This is a genomic window from Leifsonia sp. 563 (assembly GCF_040545055.1).
GTDB lineage: Bacteria > Actinomycetota > Actinomycetes > Actinomycetales > Microbacteriaceae > Leifsonia.
The window spans coordinates 87,551-109,393 of record NZ_JBEPLE010000007.1 but is presented as its reverse complement, the minus strand read 5'-3'; the positions used below and the strand labels follow the sequence as shown (position 1 = coordinate 109,393).

Here is a 21,843-nt window from a genome sequence, read left to right as displayed (position 1 = left end):
ACCACGTGACCGGGGCTGACTCCTCCCGGCATGTCCTGAGAGGAAGTGCTGCACATGGCGCGTCGTTCCGGATCCGCTGCTCGCCGAGCCCGCCGCTGGCGAGTCGCGCTGTCATTCGGGGCGTGCGTGACCGTCGGCGCGCTCGTCGGCGTGCTCCTGCTGCCGCAGCACTACTCGGACGCCGCGACGACCGCCGTGTCGACGGTGTTCACCACCGGGAAGAACGCGGCCAACGGGTCCACTGCGGCCTCGGACGATGCTCCGGGCGGCCCCTCCACCGGCACTGCCCGACCGGGCGACGTGATCGACTGGGTCGTCGAGTCGCAGAACAACACCAGCGCCAACGCGGTCGTGGATCTCAAAGACGACATCAGCACGGCGGGCACGTACGTCCCCGGCTCGCTCCGGTTGCCCCCGAACCAGAACCCGGCCGGCTCGGTGACTCCCCAGTACCGCGCGGGCGGACCGGGCTGGGTCACCGGCACGCCCCCCGCCGACGCCACGGGAATCGGGTTCGTGGCGACACCCGTCCCGCAGGGCACACAGCAGCTCTCGCCGCCGTTCGTCGTGCCCCCGTCGAAGGTCATCGCCATGGGAGGCGGAGACGCGTACAACGTGGTCGCGCGGAAAGACCTCCTCTACGCGATCTACCACCACGCCAAGGGGGCGGTCGTCTTCTGCGCACAGCACGACGGGACGACCTGCCCGGGCTGGCCGACCGGCAGCAACGTCCAGACGTGGTCGTCGGTACCGGGCACACCGATCGGAACGGGCACGTCCTTCGCGGGGATCACCCCGCAGCAGGGCGGCACGTGGCTCGCGGGCGACAGGCTGTACTGGTACGCCGGACTCACCGACGGCAGCAGCAACGGCATCGCGTGCCTCGACCTGTCGACCAAGACGCCGAGCAGCTGCGGCTACACCGCCCGATCGGGAGCGGCCGTCAGCAACACCGCGTTCGCCGCCCAGATGAACGGGACCGGGCTTCCTTCCGATGACGGCAACACCTATAGCGTCGTCGTCAGCCGCAATCAGGCCGCCCTCGTCTGCACGACGCCCGACATGGGCTCGTGCCCGGGCGTCACCCTGATCGCGAGCGGCGTCACGACCACGTCGATCTACACCTCGTCGAGTTACGGCCCCTACGTCTTCGCGAGCATCCAGCAGACGTCGACCAGCGCATGGAAGAACTACTGCTACAACACCAACACCAAGGCGCTCTGCACCGGCAGCTGGCCTGTGAACGGATCGGCGGCGAACACCAAGGCCGGATCGCCGATGGCGCCCATCCTGTCCCGCACGGGCGCGGTCTCCGGTGTCTGCACCATCACGAACGGCCCCGGAACGGCCTCCAACTGCGTCACCGTCGCGGGCGCCGCTGCCGCCAACCCCTACGCAGGAACTGGCGCGAACTACGCCGCCGGCGGCAACGGCGCCGGCGAGGCCTACGTCATCGGCACCCGCGTGTACCTGTCGAACGGCAACCAGGTGATGTGTCGCGACTTCGGACAGTGGTCCGGAACCGGCACGGTCCCGCCGTGCGCCGGATTCAGCAACGTCAACAACGGCCTCAACTACACCATCCGGCCCGCGACGGATGTCGCGACGAACTGCCTGGTGGCCACGGGAGACGCCGCCCAGTTCGTGCTCTTCGACGCGACGACGGGCAAGGAATGCGCCGGACCGACGGAGCCGCGAGAGGTCACCGTCACGCCGAGCGGGTACTACTGCGGCACGGGAGCGACGTCCTTCCGCGGCTGGCGTGCGCTGACGCTTCCGGGGCTCACGGACGGCTCGTATGCGAACGCCACGGTGTCGCTGCGCGACCAGAACGACGCGGTCATCTCCGGGTTCGAAGCGGTCACGGTCAATCCCGGGGCGTCCGTCGACCTGTCGGGGATCCCGACGACGGTGACCTCCATCACCGCGACCGTCACGGTCAACGCCGTCACCGACCCCGCCGGTGTCGAAAGCGCGCAGGTGGGCATCACCTGGTCCGGCGACGCCCCCCAACTCTGCTTCCAGACCACGGCTCCCCCGGTGTCCTGCGACGCTCCGACGCCCCTGATCCTGACCAATACGGCGAACGCCGTCACGACCTCCCCCGCCGGGACCGACGCACCGAACGGCAACACGTCCGGCGGCGCGCGCTTCACCGTGGAGGCTGATCCCGCATCCTGTTCCCTCGCGATCACCAAGGACTCGTCGGTGCAATCGGCCCGACCAGGAGACACGGTGACCTACACGGTCACCGTCAAGAACACGGGCACGCAGGCGTACGACACCGCCTCGCTCACGGATGACCTGACCGACGTCCTCAAGGACGCCAACTACAACGGCGACGTGACCGCGTCGCAGGGTGCCGTCGCCTACACGGCCCCCACCCTGGCGTGGTCCGGTCCTCTCGCGCCCGGTGACACAGCGACGATCACCTACTCGGTGACGGTGAAGAATCCGACTCCCGGGGACCACTCCCTCCGCAACACCGTCGTGTCTCCCACCGTCGGGAGCAACTGTGCAGCCGGTTCGGCCGACGCGAAGTGCACGTCTACGGTGCCTGTATCCGATCTGACGGTCACCAAGGTGGCGGACGACTCAGCCGTGACGAAGCCGGCGAAGGTCGGCGACACGATCACGTACCGCTTCTCGGCGAAGAACACCGGCCAGACCACGTTGACGGGCGTCACCATCAGTGACCCCCACGTCGGACTGTCCCCGTTGACATACAGCTGGCCAGGTACCTCTGGAACTCTGCAGGTGGATGAGACGGTCACCGCGACAGCCACCTACAAGCTGACGCAGGCCGACATCGACAACGGGCTCGTGCCGAACACCGCGACCGCATCCGGCAACCCGCCCACAGGCCCGTCGGTGAGTACTCCTCCGGCCGCTGCCGATGTTCCGTTGACGCAGGGTCCGGATCTGACGTTCACGAAGGATGCGGTGAGTTCGGGGGTGTCGTCGCCGGCGAAGGTGGGTGATGTGATCACCTACGTGTTGAAGGCGAAGAACACCGGGAACACGACGTTGACCGGGGTGACGATCACGGATCCGAAGCCGGGTCTGTCGAACCTGGTGTACACCTGGCCGGGCGTGGCGGGGGTGTTGCAGCCGTCGCAGGAGGTCATCGCGCAGGCGCAGTATGTGCTGACGCAGGCGGACCTGAATGTGGGCATGGTGTCCAACATGGCCACCAGTTCCGGCAACCCGCCCACCGGTCCTCCGGTGACGCCGCCGCCGGCGACCACGGACACCCCGTTGACGCAGGGTCCGGGCCTGGCGTTGACCAAGGGCGTCAACAACTCCCAGGTGAAGATCCCGGCCGCGGTCGGGGATGTGATCACCTACACGTTCATCACCGAGAACACCGGCAATGTCACGATGACCGGGGTCACCATCACCGACCCCAAGCCGGGCCTGTCCGCGCTGACCTACACGTGGCCGGGCACCCCGGGCACCCTGCAGCCGAAGGAGAAGGTCACCGCGACCGCGAGCTACCGGCTCACCCAGGCCGACCTGGACGCCGGTGAGGTGAACAACCAGGCCACCACCTCCGGGAAGACCCCGGACGGGACCACCGTCACCCCACCCCCCGCCGCAACCGACACCCCGCTGGTGGCGAACCCCACCCTGAACCTGATCAAGACCGCGAACGCGTCCGCGGTGAAGAACCCGGCGACGGTCGGGGACACGATCACCTACACCTTCACCTCCACCAACACCGGCAACGTCACCCTCACCGGGGTGAGCATCACCGACCAGCTCCCGGGCCTGTCCGCGATCAGCTACACCTGGCCCGGAACCCCCGGCACCCTCACCCCCGGCCAGACCGTCACCGCGACCGCGACCTACCAGCTCACCCAGGCCGACATCAACACCGGCCAGGTCATCAACCAGGCCACCGCCACCGGCACACCACCCACCGGCCAAAACGTCACCACACCCCCCGCCACCGTCCCCGTCCCCCTCACCGCCGGCCCGAAACTCACCTCCACGAAGACGACCGATCCCCTGCCGGCCGGCACTGCCTCCACGGTGGGAGACACCCTCACCTACCGGTTCTCGGCGAAGAACGAGGGCAACGTCACCCTCACCGGTGTGACGATCACCGACACGCTCCCGGGACTGTCCGCGCTGGCGTACACCTGGCCGGGAACTCCGGGCACGCTGCTGCCCGGCGAGACGGTCACGGCGACGGCGACATACACGCTGACGCAAGCCGACATCGATACCGGCCACGTCGTCAACACGGCCACCACGCGCGGCACTCCCCCGGCCGGGCCCGATGTGACGCCGCCTCCCTCCGTGACCGACACACCACTCGTCGCCAACCCCGACATGACCCTGGTCAAGACGGCCGATCGTGATCGGCTCAACAGCCCTTCCCGTGTCGGCGACCAGATCACGTACCACTTCACGGCGCACAACTCCGGCAACGTGACGCTCACGAACGTCGACATCGTCGACCCGCTGCCCGGGCTTTCGCCACTGACCTATTCCTGGCCCGGAACTCCCGGCACGCTCCTTCCGGACCAGAAGGTCACGGCCACCGCCGTCTACACGCTCACCCAGGCAGACCTCAACACCGGTCACGTCGCCAATGCTGCGACAACCACCGGAACGCCGCCCACGGGTCCAGCGGTGGTTCCGCCACCTGCGCTCAACGACGTCCCGCTCACAACCGGCCCGGGACTCGACCTCACGAAGGTCGCTCTCACCGACGGCCTGTCCCGTCCCGCCCAGGTCGGCGACCTCGTCACCTTCCGCTTCGCTGCGCAGAACATCGGCAATGTGACCCTGACCGACGTCAGTATCGCCGACCCCATGCCCGGTCTATCCGCCCTCGCGTACACGTGGCCGGGAACTCCGGGAACGCTGCAGCCGAAGGAGACCGTCGTCGCGACCGCGACCTATCGCCTCACCCTGGCCGACCTCAACGCCGGGCACCTCGCCAACACGGCGACGGCGGTCGGAACGCCCCCATCAGGTCCGGCTGTGACGCCGCCGCCGGCGAACACCGACACCCCCTTGGGCTCCGCGCCGTCGATCAGCGTCGCGAAGTCCGCGACTCCCTCCGACGGTTCGCGCCTCTCGGTCGGGTCGACCATCACCTACACGTTCGTGGTCACCAACACCGGCAACGTCACTCTCTCGAACCCGCGGGTGGACGAGACGCGATTCACCGGCTCCGGCGCCTTGTCACCGGTCAGCTGCCCGCCGACCCCACGCCTGGACCCGGATGACGTCATGACGTGCACGGCCAGGTACGTCCTGACCCAGGCAGACGTCGACTCCGGTCGGCTGTCCAACGAGGCGACCGCGACCGGTACGCCGCCCACCGGGCCGGACACGACCTCTCCGCCTGCGGACGTCGACATCACCTTCCCGCCGGCTCCCGCGTTGAGCATCGTCAAAGCGGCCGACCTCACGACCGTCGCCACCCCGGCTCAGGTCGGAGACAACGTCACCTTCCACTTCGTAGCCAAGAACGACGGCAACGTGACGCTCACCGATGTCGCCATCACCGATCCACTGCCGGGGCTGTCTCCGATCACACATGCATGGCCGTCCGGAGGGACTCCGGGGACCCTGCACCCGAAGGAGGAGGTCCATGGAACCGCGACGTACCGCCTGACCCAGGCGGACCTCGACGGCGGACACCTGGCGAATACCGCGACGACACGTGGCACGCCTCCGTCCGGACCGCCGATCACGCCGCCGCCCTCCGGCACCGATTCGCCGCTGGTGGTCACGCCCTCGATCTCACTGGACAAGAAGGCCGACACCACCGCGATCAGCTCGCCCGCGGCGGCCGGCGATGTCGTCACCTACACCTTCGTGGCCAAGAACACGGGCACCACCACCCTGACCAACGTCTCGATCGCCGACCCCCTTCCCGGACTGTCCGCACTCACCTACACGTGGCCTGGGGTCCCCGGGATTCTTGCGCCATCGGACGTCGTGACCGCGACGGCGACCTACCGCCTCACCCAAACGGACCTCAACGCGGGCGCCGTCGTGAACACCGCCACCACCTCAGGAACGCCGCCCACCGGAACCCCGGTGACCGACGACGGGACCGCGACGGTGACACTTCCGCCGGAACCGAAGCTCGAATTCACCAAGGACGCCGACGCGACCGCGATCCAGTCCCCGGCTCAGGTCGGCGACACCGTCACCTTCGCCTTCGTCGCCCGCAACAGCGGCAACACCACTCTGACCGATGTCGAGATCACCGATCCGATGGCCGGTCTGTCCTCGCTGGCCTACGACTGGCCGGGAGTGCCGGGCACGCTGCAGCCGAAGGAGTTCGTCACCGCGACAGCGACGTACCAGCTCGCTCAGGCCGACATCGACGCCGGGCACGTGGGAAACACCGCCACGGCGACCGGCACCCCTCCGACCGGAACACAGGTGACCACCCCACCGGCGTCGACGGACACTCCGCTGGTCTCCACCTCCGCGATCGAGCTGGTCAAGTCGGCAGACACGAGCGCGGTCTCCTCCCCCGCTACGACCGGCGACATCGTCAGCTACACGTTCGTCGCGACGAACAACGGCACCACGACCCTGACGGACGTCTCGATCGTCGACCCGCTTCCTGGCCTGTCCGCGCTCACGTACACGTGGCCGGGAAATCCGGGGACACTCGCTCCGCGCGAGTCCGTCACCGCGACGGCGACCTACCGCCTCACTCAAGCGGACCTGGACGCAGGCACGGTGGTCAATACCGCGACGACCACGGGCACACCGCCGTCAGGCACGCCGGTGACCGACGACGGGACCGCAACGGTGACACTTCCGTCGGAACCAAAGCTCGAGCTCACGAAGGACGCCGACGCGACCGCGATCCAGTCCCCGGCTCAGGTCGGCGATACCGTCACCTTCTCCTTCGTCGCCCGGAACACCGGGAACGTGACGATGACCGGTGTCACCATCACCGATCCCCTGACCGGCTTGTCCGCGCTCGTCTACGACTGGCCGGGAACCCCCGGCACCCTCCAGCCGAAGGAGTTCGTCACTGCGACCGCGACGTACCAGCTCGTTCAGGCGGACATCGACGCCGGGCATGTGGCGAACACGGCGACCTCCACGGGCATCCCGCCGACCGGAACCAGAGTGACCACCCCACCCGCGTCGACAGACACCCCGCTCGGAGTCGCCCCCGCGATCGAACTCGTGAAGAAGGCGGACACCAGCGCCGTCAGGACTCCGGCGCATGCCGGCGACACCGTGACGTTCACATTCGCGTCCCAGAACACCGGGAACGTCACGCTGACCGACGTCGTTATAGACGACCCCCTCCCCGGTCTGTCAGCACTGACCTACTCCTGGCCGGGCAGCCCGGGCACTCTGACCCCGGGCCAGAAGGTCATGGCGACAGCGACCTACCAGCTCACCCAGGCCGACATCGACGCCGGGACGGTCGTCAACACGGCCACCACGATCGGAAAGCCGCCCGTGGGCACCCCGGTGAGCGATGAGGGAACTGCCACAGTCGACCTTCCGCCGGCGCCGAGCATCGATCTCACGAAGCTGGCCGATCCGTCGACGGTGCAGACCCCGCCACAGGCAGGCGACACCGTCACGTACACCTTCGTGGCGGAGAACACCGGCAACGTGACACTGACCGGCGTCAGCATCACCGACCCGTTGCCCGGCCTGTCCGCTCTGACCTACACCTGGCCGGGTACCCCGGGCACGCTGGCTCCGAAGGAGAAGGTCACCGCCACGGCCACGTACCAGCTGACGCAGGCGGACATCGACTCCGGGCACGTGGCCAACACCGCAGGCACCGAGGGCACCCCGCCCACCGGCACGAAGGTCACCGACGGAGCATCGGCGGACCTGCCGCTGGTGACGGTCCCGAGCATCGACTTGGTCAAGGCGGCCGACCTCGCCGCCGTCCAGTCGCCGCCCCGGGCGGGTGACACCGTCACCTACACGTTCGTGGCGGAGAACACCGGCAACGTCACTCTCACCGGTGTCACGATCACCGACCCGAAGCCGGGCCTGTCCGCCCTGACCTACACCTGGCCGGGCACCCCGGGCACGCTGGCACCGAAACAGAAGGTCACCGCCACCGCGACATACCAGCTGACCCAGGCGGACATCGACTCCGGACACCTGGCCAACACCGCAGGCACCGAGGGCACCGCACCCACCGGCACCAAGGTCACCGACCAAGCCTCCGTCGACATCCCGCTCACCACGGAGCCCGGCATCCGGCTCGTGAAGAAGGCGGATACCGCACTCGTCCAATCACCGGCCGAGAGCGGCGACACGGTCACCTTCACGTTCGCGTCTCAGAACATCGGAAACGTCACCCTGACGAACGTGGTCATCCAGGACCCCCTGCCGGGCTTGTCATCACTCACGTACACGTGGCCGGGTTCACCGGGAGTGCTCGCGCCGGGTGAGACCGTCACCGCCACGGCGACCTATCGTCTGACGCAGGCGGACCTCGACGCCGAAGAGCTGGTCAACACCGCAACCACGACCGGGACCCCGCCGTCCGGAGACGACGTGACAGACGTGGCCACCGTCACGATCCCTCTCCCCGCCGATCCCGCACTGACCGTCGTGAAGTCTGCAAGCACCATGGGGATACAGACTCCGACCGGCGCCGGCACCACGATCACGTACACGTTCACGGTGACCAACACGGGGAACGTGACGATGGCCCGAGTGAGCGTCGCCGACCCGATGGTCGGCCTCTCACCGCTCACCTACGCCTGGCCCGGCGCGCCGGGAACACTGGCGCCACGGGAGACCGTGATCGCCACGGCCACCTACGTGTTGACCCAGGCCGACATCGACGCGGGGCACGTGGCGAATACGGCACGGGCAACGGGAACGCCGCCGTCCGGAGTCGTCGTCACGCCGCCGCCCGCGAGTACCGACACGCCACTGGCTCCCTTCCCCTCGATCGAGCTGGTCAAGACCGCCGACGCGGCGGCCGTGCACTCGCCTGCTCGACCCGGTGATGTGGTCACCTACACGTTCCGATCGAAGAACGACGGGAACGTCACCCTGACCGGAGTGACCATCACGGATCCGCTCGCCGGGCTCTCCGAGCTCGTGTACTCGTGGCCAGGAGCGCCGGGAGTCCTCGCCCCCGACGAGAGCGTCACCGCGACCGCGACCTACCTGCTCACCCAGGCGGACATCGATTCCGGCCACATCGCGAACACGGCGTCGACCGCGGGAACGCCGCCCTCGGGCGTCGCCGTCACGGACGAAGCGTCGGCAGAAGTGCCGCTGGCGGCCGATCCTCGGCTCACGCTGATCAAGACGGCCGATGCCGGCCGGGTGCAGTCCCCCGCGATGGTCGGCGACACCGTCACGTATCGCTTCGTCGTGAGCAATACGGGGAACGTGACGATCGACGGAGTGTCGGTCGCAGATCCTCTCGCCGGGCTGTCGTCGCTGACATACGCGTGGCCCGGCGTTGCCGGGCGGCTGGAACCGGGGCAATCGGTGACGGCGACGGCCGACTATCGACTCACGAACGCCGACCTCGCTGCGGGCCATGTCCAGAACACCGCCGTCGCGGTGGGTACTCCTCCGTCCGGTGAGAGGACCACCACTCCGCCCGCTTCGGTCGACACTCCACTCTCGCGACAGTCACTCCCCGCGGTGTCCGGATGAGCATGCGGAGTCGGCGACGAACGATGACAGGAGGTGTGATGTCGCGAGGTAGAGGTACACTCTCGTTCGAACATACGTTCGACAGACGAGGTGAGCAGCATGACCGAGATCGACGAGACCGTCGCCGTCTGGACGACCGACGAGGGCGTCCCCATCCGGCTCGTGTGGAGATCCACTCGATACCGGGTGTCCGACACCCCGACCGTCTGGGCGGAGGTCTGCGCCTGGTGGCGCCCCTTCGGCGAGCATCGCTACCCCATCGGCAGCGTCCCCCGGTCGATCGGCGGTTGGCGATTCCAGGGGACCAGCGAAGACGGCGAGGCCCACGTCTTCGACGTCCGGCACGACGCGAGCGCCCGATCGTGGCGGCTGGTCCGCGTTTTCGACTGACCGCAGCGTGGCTCACCCGCGCCGCGCATCCCGTCGCATAGCCTCCATCGGGTGATGGACGACCGCTACGGAACCGATGTGCTCGCCGGCGACTGGAGAAGCGCCGGCAAGAAGCCCGTCCCCACCGTCGAAGCTGTACGAGACCTCGTCCTCGAGGACGCAGCATCCGGCTTCTGCGGCGCGATCACGCGACTCGAGGCGCAGACGGTCGAACTCGAGGACTACTTCGGCAAGAAGCGCGTCTTCCCACTGACAGGCTCGTTCCTCATCGACGGAGAGCCGGTACGCCTGGTCGTCCCGTCCCGCACCCCGGCCGGCCCCACGCGGACCGCATCCGGATCGTTCGCCGTCGGCGACCAGAAGGCACGCGTCGCCCGCGCCAGCCGCATCTTCGTGGAGGGTCGCCACGACGCCGAACTGGTCGAGCGAGTCTGGGGCGACGACCTGCGCGTCGAAGGCGTCGTCGTCGAATACCTCGAAGGCGTCGACGACCTCGACGCGATCGTCCGCGAGTTCCAGCCGGACCGCGGACGGCGCATCGGCGTCCTCGTCGACCACCTCGTCCCCGGGTCCAAAGAGTGCCGGATCGCCGAGCAGGTGGCGCGCGGGCCGTACGGCGCGCACGTCCTCGTCGTCGGCCACCCCTACATCGACATCTGGCAGGCGGTGAAGCCGCAGCGGGTCGGCCTCGACGCCTGGCCGAGCATCCCCCGCTCGATCTCCTGGAAGCACGGCATCTGCGCCGCCCTCGGCCTCCCCCACGAGACGCAGGCCGACATCGCACGCGCCTGGAAGCGCATCCTCGGCCAGGTCCGCTCCTACACCGATCTCGAGCCCGAGCTGCTCGGCCGGGTCGAGCAGCTGATCGACTTCGTCACCGAACCCCAAGCGCGGTAGACGCGGCCTGGCTGGCGACGCTCACCAGCCGTATTCGGTGTACGACTCGCCCCGTTCGAGCGCCTCTATGCCATGCCGGATCACCGGGATGACATCGCCCGGGAGCGCGCGCAGCGGCGCCCAGACCAGCTCGGAAGCCTTCTCCGGCTCCCCGAGCACGGGAACCGCACCCGCGGGGAGTGCGGCAGCGAAGAAGAAGTCGATGTAGGCGTCACCGTCCGCGCGACCATGCTGGACCAGGGCGAGCCGCACCTGATCGGGACCGAGCGCGAGGCCGATCTCCTCCCGCGCCTCACGGAGCAGCGCGGCCGTGGCCGACTCCCCCGGCTCGATGTGTCCGGCGGGGAGCGACAGCTCGCCGTCCCGATACCCCGTCCCCGCGCGGCGTTGCAGCAGGATGCGGTCGCCGTCGAACAGGCACAGGTACACGGCGGCGGGATAGGTCGGGCGCACGCGTCCATTGTGCGCCGACGACTGTCGGTCGGGTGGCGTACTGTTCTTCTCCACACGGGGCGGTTGTCCACAGCGTCGAAATTCCATTTGCGTTGTTCGAACATACGTTCGAAAATGGACTCATGTCCCTCGCAGCTCCACACCTCGATGAACCGGTCGCCGACCGGGCGCAGGTGCACGAGCTGCAGACCCGCATCCGGCAGATGCAGGCGACCAAGCTCGAGAGCCGGACCCTGCAGACGCATCCAGCACTCTCGCCCCTCCTGCCAGGAGGTTCGCTCAAGGCAGGAGCGGCGTACTCGGTCCGCGGTTCCACGACACTGCTGATGGCCATGCTGGCCGGTCCGAGCGCGGCCGGGGCATGGTGCGGTGTGATCGGGATGCCCGACTTCGGGGCAGAGGCCGCCGGGCGGTTCGGCATCGACCTCGAGCGGCTCGTGCTGGTGCCCCATCCCGGCGACCATTGGCTCACCGTGACCGCGGCGGTCGTCGATGTGCTCAGCGTGGTGGTCGTCGCGCCGCCCGCCCGCGCGAAAGACGGCGACGTCGCCCGGCTCACCGCCCGGCTGCGGCAACGCGAAGCGACTCTCATCGTCGCCGGCGACTGGCCACAGGTGGAAGCGACGCTCACCGTCGCGCGCAGCGGGTGGGACGGCCTCGGCACCGGGAACGGCTACCTGTCGTCCCGGCGCGTCACCGTGGAGTCGGCGCCCCGTGGCGGGACGGGGCCACGCCGCACCGCCGAGCTGTGGCTGCCGGCCGTCGACGAGAGCTTCCGCGCCTCCGGGCCCACGCGGCTCGAGGCGGTGAGCTAGATGACGAACGGAACACGCGAAGCCGTCGTCACCCGAGCGATCGTGCTCTGGTGCCCCGACTGGCCGGTCATCGCTGCGCAGCAGGCGCTCGACCTGCCACCCGACGAGCCTCTCGCCCTGGTCGAGAAGGGCGTCGTGTTCGCCTGCTCCCCGGCCGCTCGAGCCGACGGGGTAAAGCGCGGGCTGCGGATGCGCGAGGCGCAGGCGCGCTGCCCCCAGCTGAACGTGCTGCCGTACGATCCGGTGCTCGATGCCCGGGCGTTCGAGCCGGTGCTCGCCGCGATCGAGGAGATCACCCCCGGCGTACAGCCGGTCCGCCCCGGCACCTGCGTGCTCCGGGCGCGCGGACCCGCGCGCTACTACGGCGGCGAGGAGCAGGCGGCCGCCGAACTGCTGCGCTGTCTGGAAGGGCTGGGCCTGCCGGATGCCCGGGTCGGGATCGCCGACGGTCCCTTCGCCGCCGAGCAGGCCGCGCGCTCGACGGGAGCCGCCCGGCCGCTCAGCAGCGCCACCCCCACCGGGACGACGTCGACCGATGCCGCCGCGTCGACCGATGCCACCACCGGTCGCGCCGCTGATCCCCCCGCCCCGCACTTCTGGACCCGCAGCCGTGTGCGCATCATCCCGTCCGGCGGCTCCCCGCGGTTCCTGGCACCGCTCCCGGTCGCCCACCTGGGCTTCGCCGAGCTCACGCCGCTGCTGCGCCGGTTGGGGCTGCATACCCTCGGCGACATCGCCGCGCTCTCGCGCGTGGACATGCGGGAGCGGTTCGGCGAGCGGGGCGAGCTCGCGCACACCCTCGCCAGCGGACTCGACGGCACGGCGGTGGTGCCCCGGACCCCGCCGAAGCAGCTCGACCGCTCCATCGAGTTCGAACCTCCCCTCGACCGTGTCGACCAGGTGACCTTCGCCGTGCGCGGCACGGCCGAGCAGTTCATCGGCGGGCTCACCAAGGCCGGGCTCGTGTGCACGTCACTGCGGGTGGAGGTCACCGACGAGTCCGGGCGGGTCAGCGAGCGCACCTGGCTCCACCCCCGCTTGTTCTCTCCGCCCGACGTGGTCGACCGCGTCCGCTGGCAGCTGCAGGGCTCCGGTGCGATCGACTCCGGGCTGGCGTCCCCGATCTCCCGGGTGGTGCTCGAGCCGGAGGCGGTCGACGACATCGGCCACCACGAAGACGGACTGTGGGGCGGCGGTGCCGACGAGCGCATCCACCACGGCCTCACCCGGGTGCAGAGCATGCTCGGGCACGAAGCGGTGGTCACGGCCACGATCGGCGGTGGCCGCGCGCCCGGTGAACGGCAGGTGCTGGTGCCGTGGGGCGACCGGCCTGTGGGGGTGGCCCGCGCCGACCAGCCGTGGCCCGGATCGCTGCCGGCACCTGCGCCGTCGACCGTGTTCGAGGTCCCGCGTCCCGTCGCGGTGCTCACCGAGGAGGGTGCGCCGGTCGAAGTGACCGATCGCGGAGACGTGACCGCGCCGATCGCCCGCTTCTCCGCCACCGGCCAGGCACGGGACGCCCGGCCGGTCGACTCCTGGGCCGGGCCCTGGCCCGTGCGGGAGCGGTGGTGGGACGCCACCCTCTCCCGGGCGATGCACCGCTTCCAGCTGGTCGACGCCGACGGCACCGCCTGGCTGCTCGCACTGGCCGGCTCCGGCTGGTTCGCGGAGGCGCGCTATGACTGAGCGAGGCGATGTCTGATGGGGTGGAACAATCCGCCGATCCCGTGGGCCGAGTTCGAGCGGCGGCTCTCCGGACGACGCACAGGACAGCAGGCAGACGAACGTCCGTCGTCGCGTAAGCGGCAGAAATACGTGCCGCAGGCAATCCCGGAGACGCCCGAGGACGCGGTCCCGTACGCCGAGCTCCACGCGCACAGCAACTTCAGCTTCCTCGACGGCGCGTCCTCCCCGGAGGAACTGCTCGAAGAGGCCACCCGGCTGAACCTGCACGCGCTCGCCCTCACCGACCACGACGGCATGTACGGGGTCGTGCACCTGGCCGAAGCGGCAGAGGCGTACGACCGGGTGAAGACCGTCTTCGGCGCCGAGCTGTCGCTGTCGCTCACCAAACCGCAGAACGGCGAGCCCGATCCAGAGGGCAGCCACCTGGTCGTGCTCGGCCGCCGGCAGGGCGGCTACCATCGGCTCGCCGCCGCGATCACCGCGGGGCAGCTCGCCGGAGAAGAGAAGGGGCGGCCGGTATACCGGCTCGACGAGCTCGCCGAGCAGTCGGGCGGCGAATGGATGGTGCTGACCGGATGCCGGAAGGGCGACGTCCGGCTGGCCCTCGCCGAGCACGGCGAACGTGCGGCGGAGCGGGAGGTCGCGCGGCTCGCCGACCTGTTCGGGCACGACAACGTGCTCGTCGAGCTGATCGATCAGGGCGCCCCGCGCGACTCGACCGACAACGACATCCTCACCCGTATCGCCGGCCGGCTCGGGCTGCCGACCGTTGCGACCAACAACGTCCACTATGCGAGCCCGGCGCAATACCCCCTGGCGACCGCCGTCGCCGCCGTGCGCGCCCGCCGCAGCCTCGACGAACTCGACGGCTGGCTGCCCGCCGCCGGAGCGGCCCACCTGCGCAGCGGCGCCGAGATGGCCCGCAGGTTCGCGCGCTACCCCGGCGCCGTCGAACGGACCGTCGAGATCGCCGACGACCTCTCCTTCCGTCTCCGCAGCGCACGCCCCCGGCTGCCGAAACAGGACGTCCCTGAGGGCCACACGCCGATGAGCTGGCTGCGCGAGCTCACCTGGCAGGGCGCCGCCGAACGGTATCCCGACCTCGACAGCAACCCGGCGAAACGCGAGCGCATCGAACGCGAGCTGGATGTGATCGAGGCGAAGGACTTCCCCGGCTACTTCCTCATCGTCCACGACATCGTCCGGTTCGCCCGCAGCCGCGGCATCCTCTGCCAGGGTCGCGGATCCGCGGCGAACTCGGCCGTCGTCTACCTGCTCGGGATCACCGCCGTCGACTCGATCAAGTACGACCTGCCGTTCGAGCGGTTCCTCTCCAGCATGCGCGAGGAGGAGCCCGACATCGACGTCGACTTCGACTCCGATCGCCGGGAGGAGGTCATCCAGTACGTCTACGCCAAGTACGGCAGGCACAACGCGGCGCAGGTCGCCAACGTGATCACCTACCGCCCCAAGAACGCCGTGCGCGACATGGCGAAGGCGCTCGGCTACTCCACCGGCCAGCAGGACGCGTGGAGCAAGCAGATCGACTCGTGGGGCACCGTCCAGACCAGCGACGACCACGACATCCCGGACGACGTGGTGGGTCTCGCGCAACAGGTGCTCAAGTTCCCGCGGCACCTCGGCATCCACTCGGGCGGGATGGTCCTCACCGACCGGCCCGTCGGCGAGGTGTGCCCGATCGAGCACGCCCGCATGGAGGGCCGCACCGTCCTGCAGTGGGACAAAGACGACTGCGCGTGGATGGGGCTGGTCAAGTTCGACCTCCTCGGCCTCGGGATGCTGTCGGCGCTCGACTACTCGATGCGCACCATCGAGGCGTCACTCGGCGAGAAGTGGACGCTCGACAGCATCCCGAAGGAGGAGCAGGGCGTCTACGACATGCTCTGCCGTGCCGACTCGATCGGCGTCTTCCAGGTGGAGAGCCGCGCCCAGATCGGCACCCTGCCGCGACTTCAGCCCCGCAGCTTCTACGACCTCGTGATCGAGATCGCGCTCATCCGGCCCGGTCCCATCCAAGGTGGGGCGGTGCATCCGTACATCCGCCGGAAGCTCGGCAAAGAACCGGTCACCTACCTGCACCCCTCGCTCGTGCCGGTGCTGGAGCGCACGATGGGTGTCCCACTGTTCCAGGAGCAGCTGATGCAGATGGCGGTCGCGGTCGGCGACTGCACGGCGGAGGACGCCGACCTGCTGCGCCGGGCCATGGGCTCCAAGCGCGGAGTGGAGAAGATCGAGGCGCTCAAAGCGAAGCTGTACGACGGGATGGCGAACAACGGCATCACCGGAGCCGACGCCGACGCCATCTACGAGAAGATCGAGGCGTTCGCCAACTTCGGCTTCGCGGAGAGCCACGCGATCAGCTTCGCGCTACTCGTCTACGTCAGTTCGTGGATGAAGCTGCACTACCCGGGCGCGTTCCTCGCCGGACTGCTGCGCGCCCAGCCCATGGGCTTCTACTCACCGCGCACCCTCACCGCCGACGCACGCCGGCACGGCGTGACCGTGCACCGCCCCGACATCCAGCGCTCCGGCGTCTTCCCGCTCCTCGAGCCGCTCGACGATCCGGACGCCCAGCGCGGGCCGACCGGATCCGATCCGTGCCTGCAGACCGATCAGCCGCCGATAGACCCCTTCGATCCCGCGGTCCCGCTCGACTTCGCCGCGCACCGTCGCGACGCCGGTCACGCGGTACGCCTCGGCCTCGCGGCGGTCACCTCGATCGGTGAGAAGGTCGCGGAGCGCATCGTCGCCGAGCGCGAAGCGTACGGCCCCTACCGCGACCTCGGCGACCTTGCCCGGCGCACCGGACTCAACACCGGTCAGCTGGAGGCGCTCGCCGCCGCCGGCACGTTCGACGGCTTCGACCTGAGCAGGCGGCAGGCGATCTGGGAGGCCGGCAACGCCGCCCAGGAGCGACCGGAGTACCTCGCCGGCACGGCGATCACCGTGCAGCCGCCCCTGCTGCCGATGCTCTCCCCCGCCGAACAGCTCGCCAGCGACCTGTGGGCGACCGGGATCTCGACCGACGACCATCCCATCCGCTTCCTGCGCCCGGCGCTCGCCGCCCGCGGCGTCCGCCCGGCCGACACGCTCGCCGCGGGCGAATCCGGCCGGCGCATCGAGGTGGGCGGCGTGGTGACGCATCGACAGCGTCCGGCGACGGCGGCGGGAGTCACGTTCCTCAACATCGAGGACGAGACCGGGATGGTGAACGTCATCTGCCCGGTCGGGGTGTGGAATCGCTATCGCCGGGTCGCCCGCCAGGCACCGGCGATGATCGTCCGCGGCATCCTGGAGCGCAGCGAGGACGGCGTCGTCAATGTGCTCGCCGACCGGCTCGAAGCACTCGATACCGGCATCCGAACCGTCTCGAGGGACTTCCGATGAGCCGCCTCAGGCCGCAGCGCGTCCCGTCACTCCTCGAACCGCAGGTGCCGCACACTGCGACCGTTCCTGCGCACCAGACGGAGCGCCTCCACGCCGATCCGGATGTGACGCTCGACGAAATCGCGCGTCACTCCGAGATCGCTCTCCGCCGTCTTCACGCCCTCCGGCGTCATCGGCTGATCCGAGATGAGCAGCAGCGCCCCGCTCGGGATGCGGTTGGCGAAACCCGCCGCGAACACCGTCGCCGTCTCCATGTCGACAGCCATGCACCGCGTCCGCTTCAGGTACTCCTTGAAGGTGTCGTCGTGCTCCCAAACTCGGCGGTTCGTCGTGAAGACGGTGCCTGTCCAGTAGTCCTGCTGGAAGTCGCGGATGGTGGACGACACGGCGCGCTGCAGCTGGAACGCCGGGAGCGCTGGGACCTCGGGAGGCAGGTAGTCGTTCGACGTGCCCTCGCCGCGGATCGCCGCAATCGGCAGCACGAGGTCGCCGAGCTTGTTCTTGCGCTTCACCCCGCCGCACTTGCCCAGAAACAGGGCGGCTTTCGGACACACAGCGGTCAGCAGGTCCATGATCGTCGCCGCGTTCGGGCTGCCCATCCCGAAGTCGACCATCGTGATCCCGTCCGCCGTCGCATTCGGCATCGAGCGATCCAGCCCGCGCACCTCGGCGCCGTACCAATCGGCGAAGCGCTGCACGTAGTCGCCGAAGTTGGTCAGCAGGATGTACTCGCCGAACTCCTCCAACGGAGTGCCGGTGTAGCGCGGGAGCCAGTCGCGGACGATGGCCTCCTTGTCCTTCATGCCGCCCTCGCTGGGCATCACATTCACCGCGGCCTCGCGGTCCTGCGCATCCACCATCCTGCGTCTCCCTTTCTCGTCCGCCGCCGGTCAGCCGGCGACGGTGGTGCCGAGCAGAGACCCGACGATGAACGTCGCAGCCAGCGCCAACGCGCCGCCCACCACCACTCGTACCATGGCACGACCGCGGGAGCTGCCCCCGATCCACGCCGCGACGTAGCCGGTGACGGCGAGGGCGACGAGCACCGCGACGAACGTGACCGGGATGCGGAACGCAGCGGGAAGCAGGATGGTCAGCATCGGGAGCACGGCGCCGCACGTGAACGCGACGGCCGATGCGAGCGCGGCGTGCCACGGGCTGACGACGTCGTCCTGGTCGATCCCGAGCTCCGCCAACAGGTGCGCGGCGAGGGCGTCGTGCGCGGTGAGCTCCACGGCGACCTGTCGGGCCGTGGCCGGCGTCAGCCCCCGCTGCTCGTACAGACCCGTCAGCTCGTCCAGTTCCTCCTCCGGCATCTCCGCAAGTTCGCGGCGCTCCTTCGCGATCAGCGATCGTTCGCTGTCACGCTGGCTGCTCACCGAGACGTACTCGCCCAGAGCCATCGAGATCGCCCCACCCACGAGTGCCGCCAGCCCTGCCGTCACGATCGCCGCAACAGAGGCCGTCGCCCCCGCCACGCCGACCACGACGGCGGCGACCGAGACGATGCCGTCGTTCGCCCCGAGGACGCCGGCGCGCAGCCAGTTCAGGCGCTGCGCCAAGCCACCGCGGTGCGGTTCGTCCGGGTGCGGCCCGCTCGCCGCCTCGTCGGCCGCCGCGCGGTCCGGTGCCGCACGATCCGCCGCCGCGCGATCCGCCGCCGCCCCGCTCGCCGTCAGGTCATCCGATCCAGTGTCGCCCATGCGCCCAGCCTAAGAACCACGCCGATCGCCCGCCAGCAAGGTTCGGCGACCCTAATGACTGCCGAGCCGCTTGCGCAGGAAGTCGATGCGCGCCTGCAGCTGCGTCACGCTGGCCTGCGCCACCGCCGGGCCCCCGCACACCCGGCGAAGCTCGGCGTGGATGAGGCCGTGCGGCTCCCCCGAGTTCTTCGAATACAACCCCACCAGGCTGTTCAGCAACTGGCGCTGCTCCTTCAGCGTGCGGTGCAGCGGAGCAGGGGGATGCCCCTCCGCCGTCGTCGGCCGCGAGGAGTGCCGGCGCGCCTGCCGCTGCTGCCGCTGCAGCAACAGCTCGTGCACCTGCTCCGGCTCCAAGATCCCCGGCAGGCCGATGAAGTCCAGCTCCTCGTCCGTTCCGGGCACCGCGAAGCTGCCGAACTCCTTCCCGTCGTACAGCACACGGTCGAAGTTCGCCTCCGACCCCAGCGCCTCGAACGCGAACTCCTCCGTCAGCGCCTCGGACGCGCGCTCCTCGCGGTTCGCCTCGGCCATCATCGCGTCCTCGGGGTTCCACAGGTCGCCCTCGACGTTCTCCTCGACGCGGTCGAGCGCGTGATCGCGCTCCAGCTCCATCGCGTTCGCCAGCGCCATCAGCGTCGGCACGTTCGGCAGGAACACCGACGCCGTTTCGCCGCGGCGACGCGCACGGACGAAACGGCCGATCGCCTGGGCAAAGAACAGCGGTGTGGATGCGCTGGTCGCGTATACGCCGACGGACAGCCGCGGCACGTCCACGCCCTCCGACACCATCCGCACCGCGACCATCCACCGCAAGTCGCCCTGCGAGAACTCCGCGATCCGGTCGCTCGCCTCCTTCTCGTCCGACAGCACGACCGTGGCCGGCTCTCCACTGATCTGGTGCAGCAGGTCCGCGTAGGCACGGGCGGCGTAGTGGTCCGTCGCGATCACCAGACCGCCGGCGTCGGGGATCGAGTTGCGCACCTCGGTGAGGCGGCGGTCGGCGGCGGCAAGCACAGCGGGAATCCACTCGCCGCGAGGATCGAGGGCCGTCCGCCACGCCTGCGACGTGATGTCCTTCGTGTTGCCCTCGCCGAGACGTGCCTCCATCTCGTCGCCGGTCTTGGTCCGCCACCGCATGTGGCCGGCGTAGACCATGAAGATCACAGGACGGACGACGCCGTCCTCGAGCGCCCGGCCGTAGCCGTAGTTGTAGTCCGTGACCGAGGTGCGGATGCCCTGCCTGTCCGGCAGGTACGTCACGAACGGGATCGGCGCCGTGTCGGAGCGGAACGGCGTACCCGTCAACGACAGCCGTCGGGTCGCGCGCTCGAAGGCGTCCCGGATGCCGTCGCCCCAGCTGAGCGCGTCGCCGCCGTGATGCACCTCGTCCAGGATCACCAGCGTCTTGTACGCCTCCGTGATGTCCTTGTGCAGGCTCGGGCGCATCGCCACCTGCGCATAGGTGACCGCCGCACCGCGATAGTGCCGCGCGTAGCGCCCGTCGGAGTTCTTGAAGTCCGGATCGAGGTGCAGACCGACCCGAGCGGCGGCCTCCGCCCACTGGCGCTTGAGGTGCTCGGTCGGCGCGACGACGGTCACGCGCTCGACAACGCGCCGAGACAGCAGTTCGGTCGCAAGCCTCAGAGCGAACGTCGTCTTACCGGCGCCGGGCGTCGCCGCCGCGAGGAAGTCGCGGGGTTCGTCGACGAAGTACGCGTCGAGCGCCTCGGCCTGCCAGGCACGCAGTTTGCCCGCGGTCCCCCAGGCCGCGCGCTCCGGGAAGGACGGCGAGAGATGCTCGGCCGCGAAGCTTCCCGCGTGCACGCCGGGACGCTCGAGACCACTGAGTTCGGGGTCACCGGGGGCCTCTTCCGGCTCGGGTGTTGCTGACGTCTCCACTTGGATCAAATCTACCGGAGCCCGCCGACAGCGGAGTCCGATGCAGAATGGAGCAATGGCAGAAGCACGGCATCCCTGGTCCCGCTACGTCGCCCTCGGAGACTCGTTCACCGAAGGCATCGGCGATCCGGAGCCTGGCAGCCCCGGAGGCCACCGCGGCTGGGCCGACCGTGTCGCCGAAGTCCTCAGCCAGCAGACCGACGACTTCGCGTACGCGAACCTCGCTGTGCGCGGCAAGCTGATCCGCCAGATCCTGGACGAGCAAGTGGATGCGGCGGTCGCCCTCCGCCCCGACCTCATCACCATCTCGGCGGGTGGCAACGATGTGATCCGCCCCGGCACCGATCCCGACCAGATCGCGCTGCTGTTCGACGAGGCCGTCTCGCGGCTCAGCGTCGACGGCGCGACGATCGTCGTGTTCACCGGCGTCGACGTCGGCTTCTCGCCGGTCTTCCGCGGCATCCGCGGCAAGGTCGCGATCTACAACGAGAACGTGCGCGCGATCGCCGCCCGCTACGACTGCATCGTCGCCGACCAGTGGTCGCTGACCGAGATCCAGGACCAGCGGATGTGGGCTCCCGACCGCCTGCACCTCGCGCCCCTCGGCCACCACACCGTCGCGCGGATGGTCCTCGCCGCACTCAACGTCGACAACGACCTGCAGCCGCTCCAGCCCGAGCCGCTCCCTCCGCGCACCTGGCGTCGCGCCCGCGCCGAGGACCTCTCCTGGGCTCGCGAGTACCTCGTGCCGTGGGTGATCCGCCGCATCCGCCACCAGTCCTCGGGAGACCACGTCACCCCGAAGCGACCGCAGGCCGGCCCGTTCCTCCTCAGCCGCGACTAGCGCGCCAGCGCCAACACCCGCAGCGACCACCTCCATGGGTCGCAACACGCCGCTACGGTCACCCCATAACGGCGAGTCGCGTCCCACAGACGCGCGA

11 protein-coding genes are annotated in these 21,843 nt (G+C 69.6%); 7 read left to right on the top strand and 4 right to left on the bottom strand.

What is annotated here, in order from left to right; all coding sequences use genetic code 11:
• Nucleotides 1–126: 126 nt before the first annotated feature.
• From ABIC47_RS17170 to ABIC47_RS17160, 3 genes are all read left to right on the top strand, one after another.
• The gene (locus ABIC47_RS17170) at nucleotides 127–9,651 is read left to right on the top strand and encodes a CLIPPER-2 domain-containing protein (protein ID WP_354482292.1); all 9,525 of its coding nucleotides are present in this window, start codon (nucleotides 127–129) and stop codon (nucleotides 9,649–9,651) included.
• 99 nt (nucleotides 9,652–9,750) lie between these two features.
• Nucleotides 9,751–10,041: a DUF6504 family protein gene (locus tag ABIC47_RS17165; RefSeq protein WP_018191094.1), complete on the top strand. Its 291-nt coding sequence runs from the start codon at nucleotides 9,751–9,753 to the stop codon at nucleotides 10,039–10,041.
• A gap of 54 nt (nucleotides 10,042–10,095) precedes the next feature.
• Entirely contained in the window at nucleotides 10,096–10,938 is an 843-nt protein-coding gene (locus ABIC47_RS17160; RefSeq protein ID WP_354482289.1) for a DUF3097 domain-containing protein, read from the top strand.
• A gap of 21 nt (nucleotides 10,939–10,959) precedes the next feature.
• Here ABIC47_RS17160 and ABIC47_RS17155 read toward each other — a convergent pair whose 3' ends face one another.
• Entirely contained in the window at nucleotides 10,960–11,391 is a 432-nt protein-coding gene (locus ABIC47_RS17155; protein ID WP_354482286.1) for an NUDIX hydrolase, read from the bottom strand.
• A gap of 122 nt (nucleotides 11,392–11,513) precedes the next feature.
• Between ABIC47_RS17155 and imuA' the strand changes: the two genes are divergently transcribed.
• The 3 genes from imuA' to ABIC47_RS17140 are packed head-to-tail and all read left to right on the top strand — an operon-like array spanning nucleotide 11,514 to nucleotide 17,300.
• The gene (gene imuA', locus ABIC47_RS17150) at nucleotides 11,514–12,206 is read left to right on the top strand and encodes a DnaE2-dependent mutagenesis accessory factor ImuA' (RefSeq protein WP_020077558.1); all 693 of its coding nucleotides are present in this window, start codon (nucleotides 11,514–11,516) and stop codon (nucleotides 12,204–12,206) included.
• On the top strand, nucleotides 12,207–13,892 hold the full coding sequence (locus ABIC47_RS17145; protein WP_354482283.1) for a DNA polymerase Y family protein: 1,686 nt from the start codon (nucleotides 12,207–12,209) through the stop codon (nucleotides 13,890–13,892).
• A gap of 15 nt (nucleotides 13,893–13,907) precedes the next feature.
• Nucleotides 13,908–17,300 carry an error-prone DNA polymerase gene (locus ABIC47_RS17140; protein WP_354482281.1) on the top strand — a complete coding sequence of 1,131 codons (3,393 nt, stop codon included), beginning with the start codon at nucleotides 13,908–13,910 and terminating at the stop codon, nucleotides 17,298–17,300.
• Nucleotides 17,301–17,326: 26 nt separating this feature from the next.
• Here ABIC47_RS17140 and ABIC47_RS17135 read toward each other — a convergent pair whose 3' ends face one another.
• Genes ABIC47_RS17135 through ABIC47_RS17125 form a run of 3 tightly spaced genes read right to left on the bottom strand, consistent with a single transcriptional unit; the run spans nucleotide 17,327 to nucleotide 20,827 of the window.
• Complete coding sequence (locus tag ABIC47_RS17135) at nucleotides 17,327–18,160, bottom strand: AMP nucleosidase (RefSeq protein WP_020077555.1); 834 nt, start codon at nucleotides 18,158–18,160, stop codon at nucleotides 17,327–17,329.
• A gap of 30 nt (nucleotides 18,161–18,190) precedes the next feature.
• Nucleotides 18,191–19,003: a VIT1/CCC1 transporter family protein gene (locus tag ABIC47_RS17130; RefSeq protein ID WP_354482278.1), complete on the bottom strand. Its 813-nt coding sequence runs from the start codon at nucleotides 19,001–19,003 to the stop codon at nucleotides 18,191–18,193.
• 51 nt (nucleotides 19,004–19,054) lie between these two features.
• Nucleotides 19,055–20,827 carry a DEAD/DEAH box helicase gene (locus tag ABIC47_RS17125; RefSeq protein ID WP_354482653.1) on the bottom strand — a complete coding sequence of 591 codons (1,773 nt, stop codon included), beginning with the start codon at nucleotides 20,825–20,827 and terminating at the stop codon, nucleotides 19,055–19,057.
• A gap of 130 nt (nucleotides 20,828–20,957) precedes the next feature.
• Here ABIC47_RS17125 and ABIC47_RS17120 point away from each other — a divergent pair, with 130 nt between their 5' ends.
• Nucleotides 20,958–21,746: an SGNH/GDSL hydrolase family protein gene (locus ABIC47_RS17120; protein WP_354482275.1), complete on the top strand. Its 789-nt coding sequence runs from the start codon at nucleotides 20,958–20,960 to the stop codon at nucleotides 21,744–21,746.
• The last annotated feature ends 97 nt before the right edge of the window (nucleotides 21,747–21,843 follow it).

Coding starts and splice junctions, on each gene's coding strand:
- ABIC47_RS17135 (WP_020077555.1), bottom strand. CDS start 18,160: ATGGTGGATGCGCAGGACCGCGAGGCCGCGGTGAATGTGATGCCCAGC.
- ABIC47_RS17120 (WP_354482275.1), top strand. CDS start 20,958: ATGGCAGAAGCACGGCATCCCTGGTCCCGCTACGTCGCCCTCGGAGAC.
- ABIC47_RS17165 (WP_018191094.1), top strand. CDS start 9,751: ATGACCGAGATCGACGAGACCGTCGCCGTCTGGACGACCGACGAGGGC.
- imuA' (WP_020077558.1), top strand. CDS start 11,514: ATGTCCCTCGCAGCTCCACACCTCGATGAACCGGTCGCCGACCGGGCG.
- ABIC47_RS17145 (WP_354482283.1), top strand. CDS start 12,207: ATGACGAACGGAACACGCGAAGCCGTCGTCACCCGAGCGATCGTGCTC.
- ABIC47_RS17130 (WP_354482278.1), bottom strand. CDS start 19,003: ATGGGCGACACTGGATCGGATGACCTGACGGCGAGCGGGGCGGCGGCG.
- ABIC47_RS17160 (WP_354482289.1), top strand. CDS start 10,096: ATGGACGACCGCTACGGAACCGATGTGCTCGCCGGCGACTGGAGAAGC.
- ABIC47_RS17140 (WP_354482281.1), top strand. CDS start 13,908: ATGGGGTGGAACAATCCGCCGATCCCGTGGGCCGAGTTCGAGCGGCGG.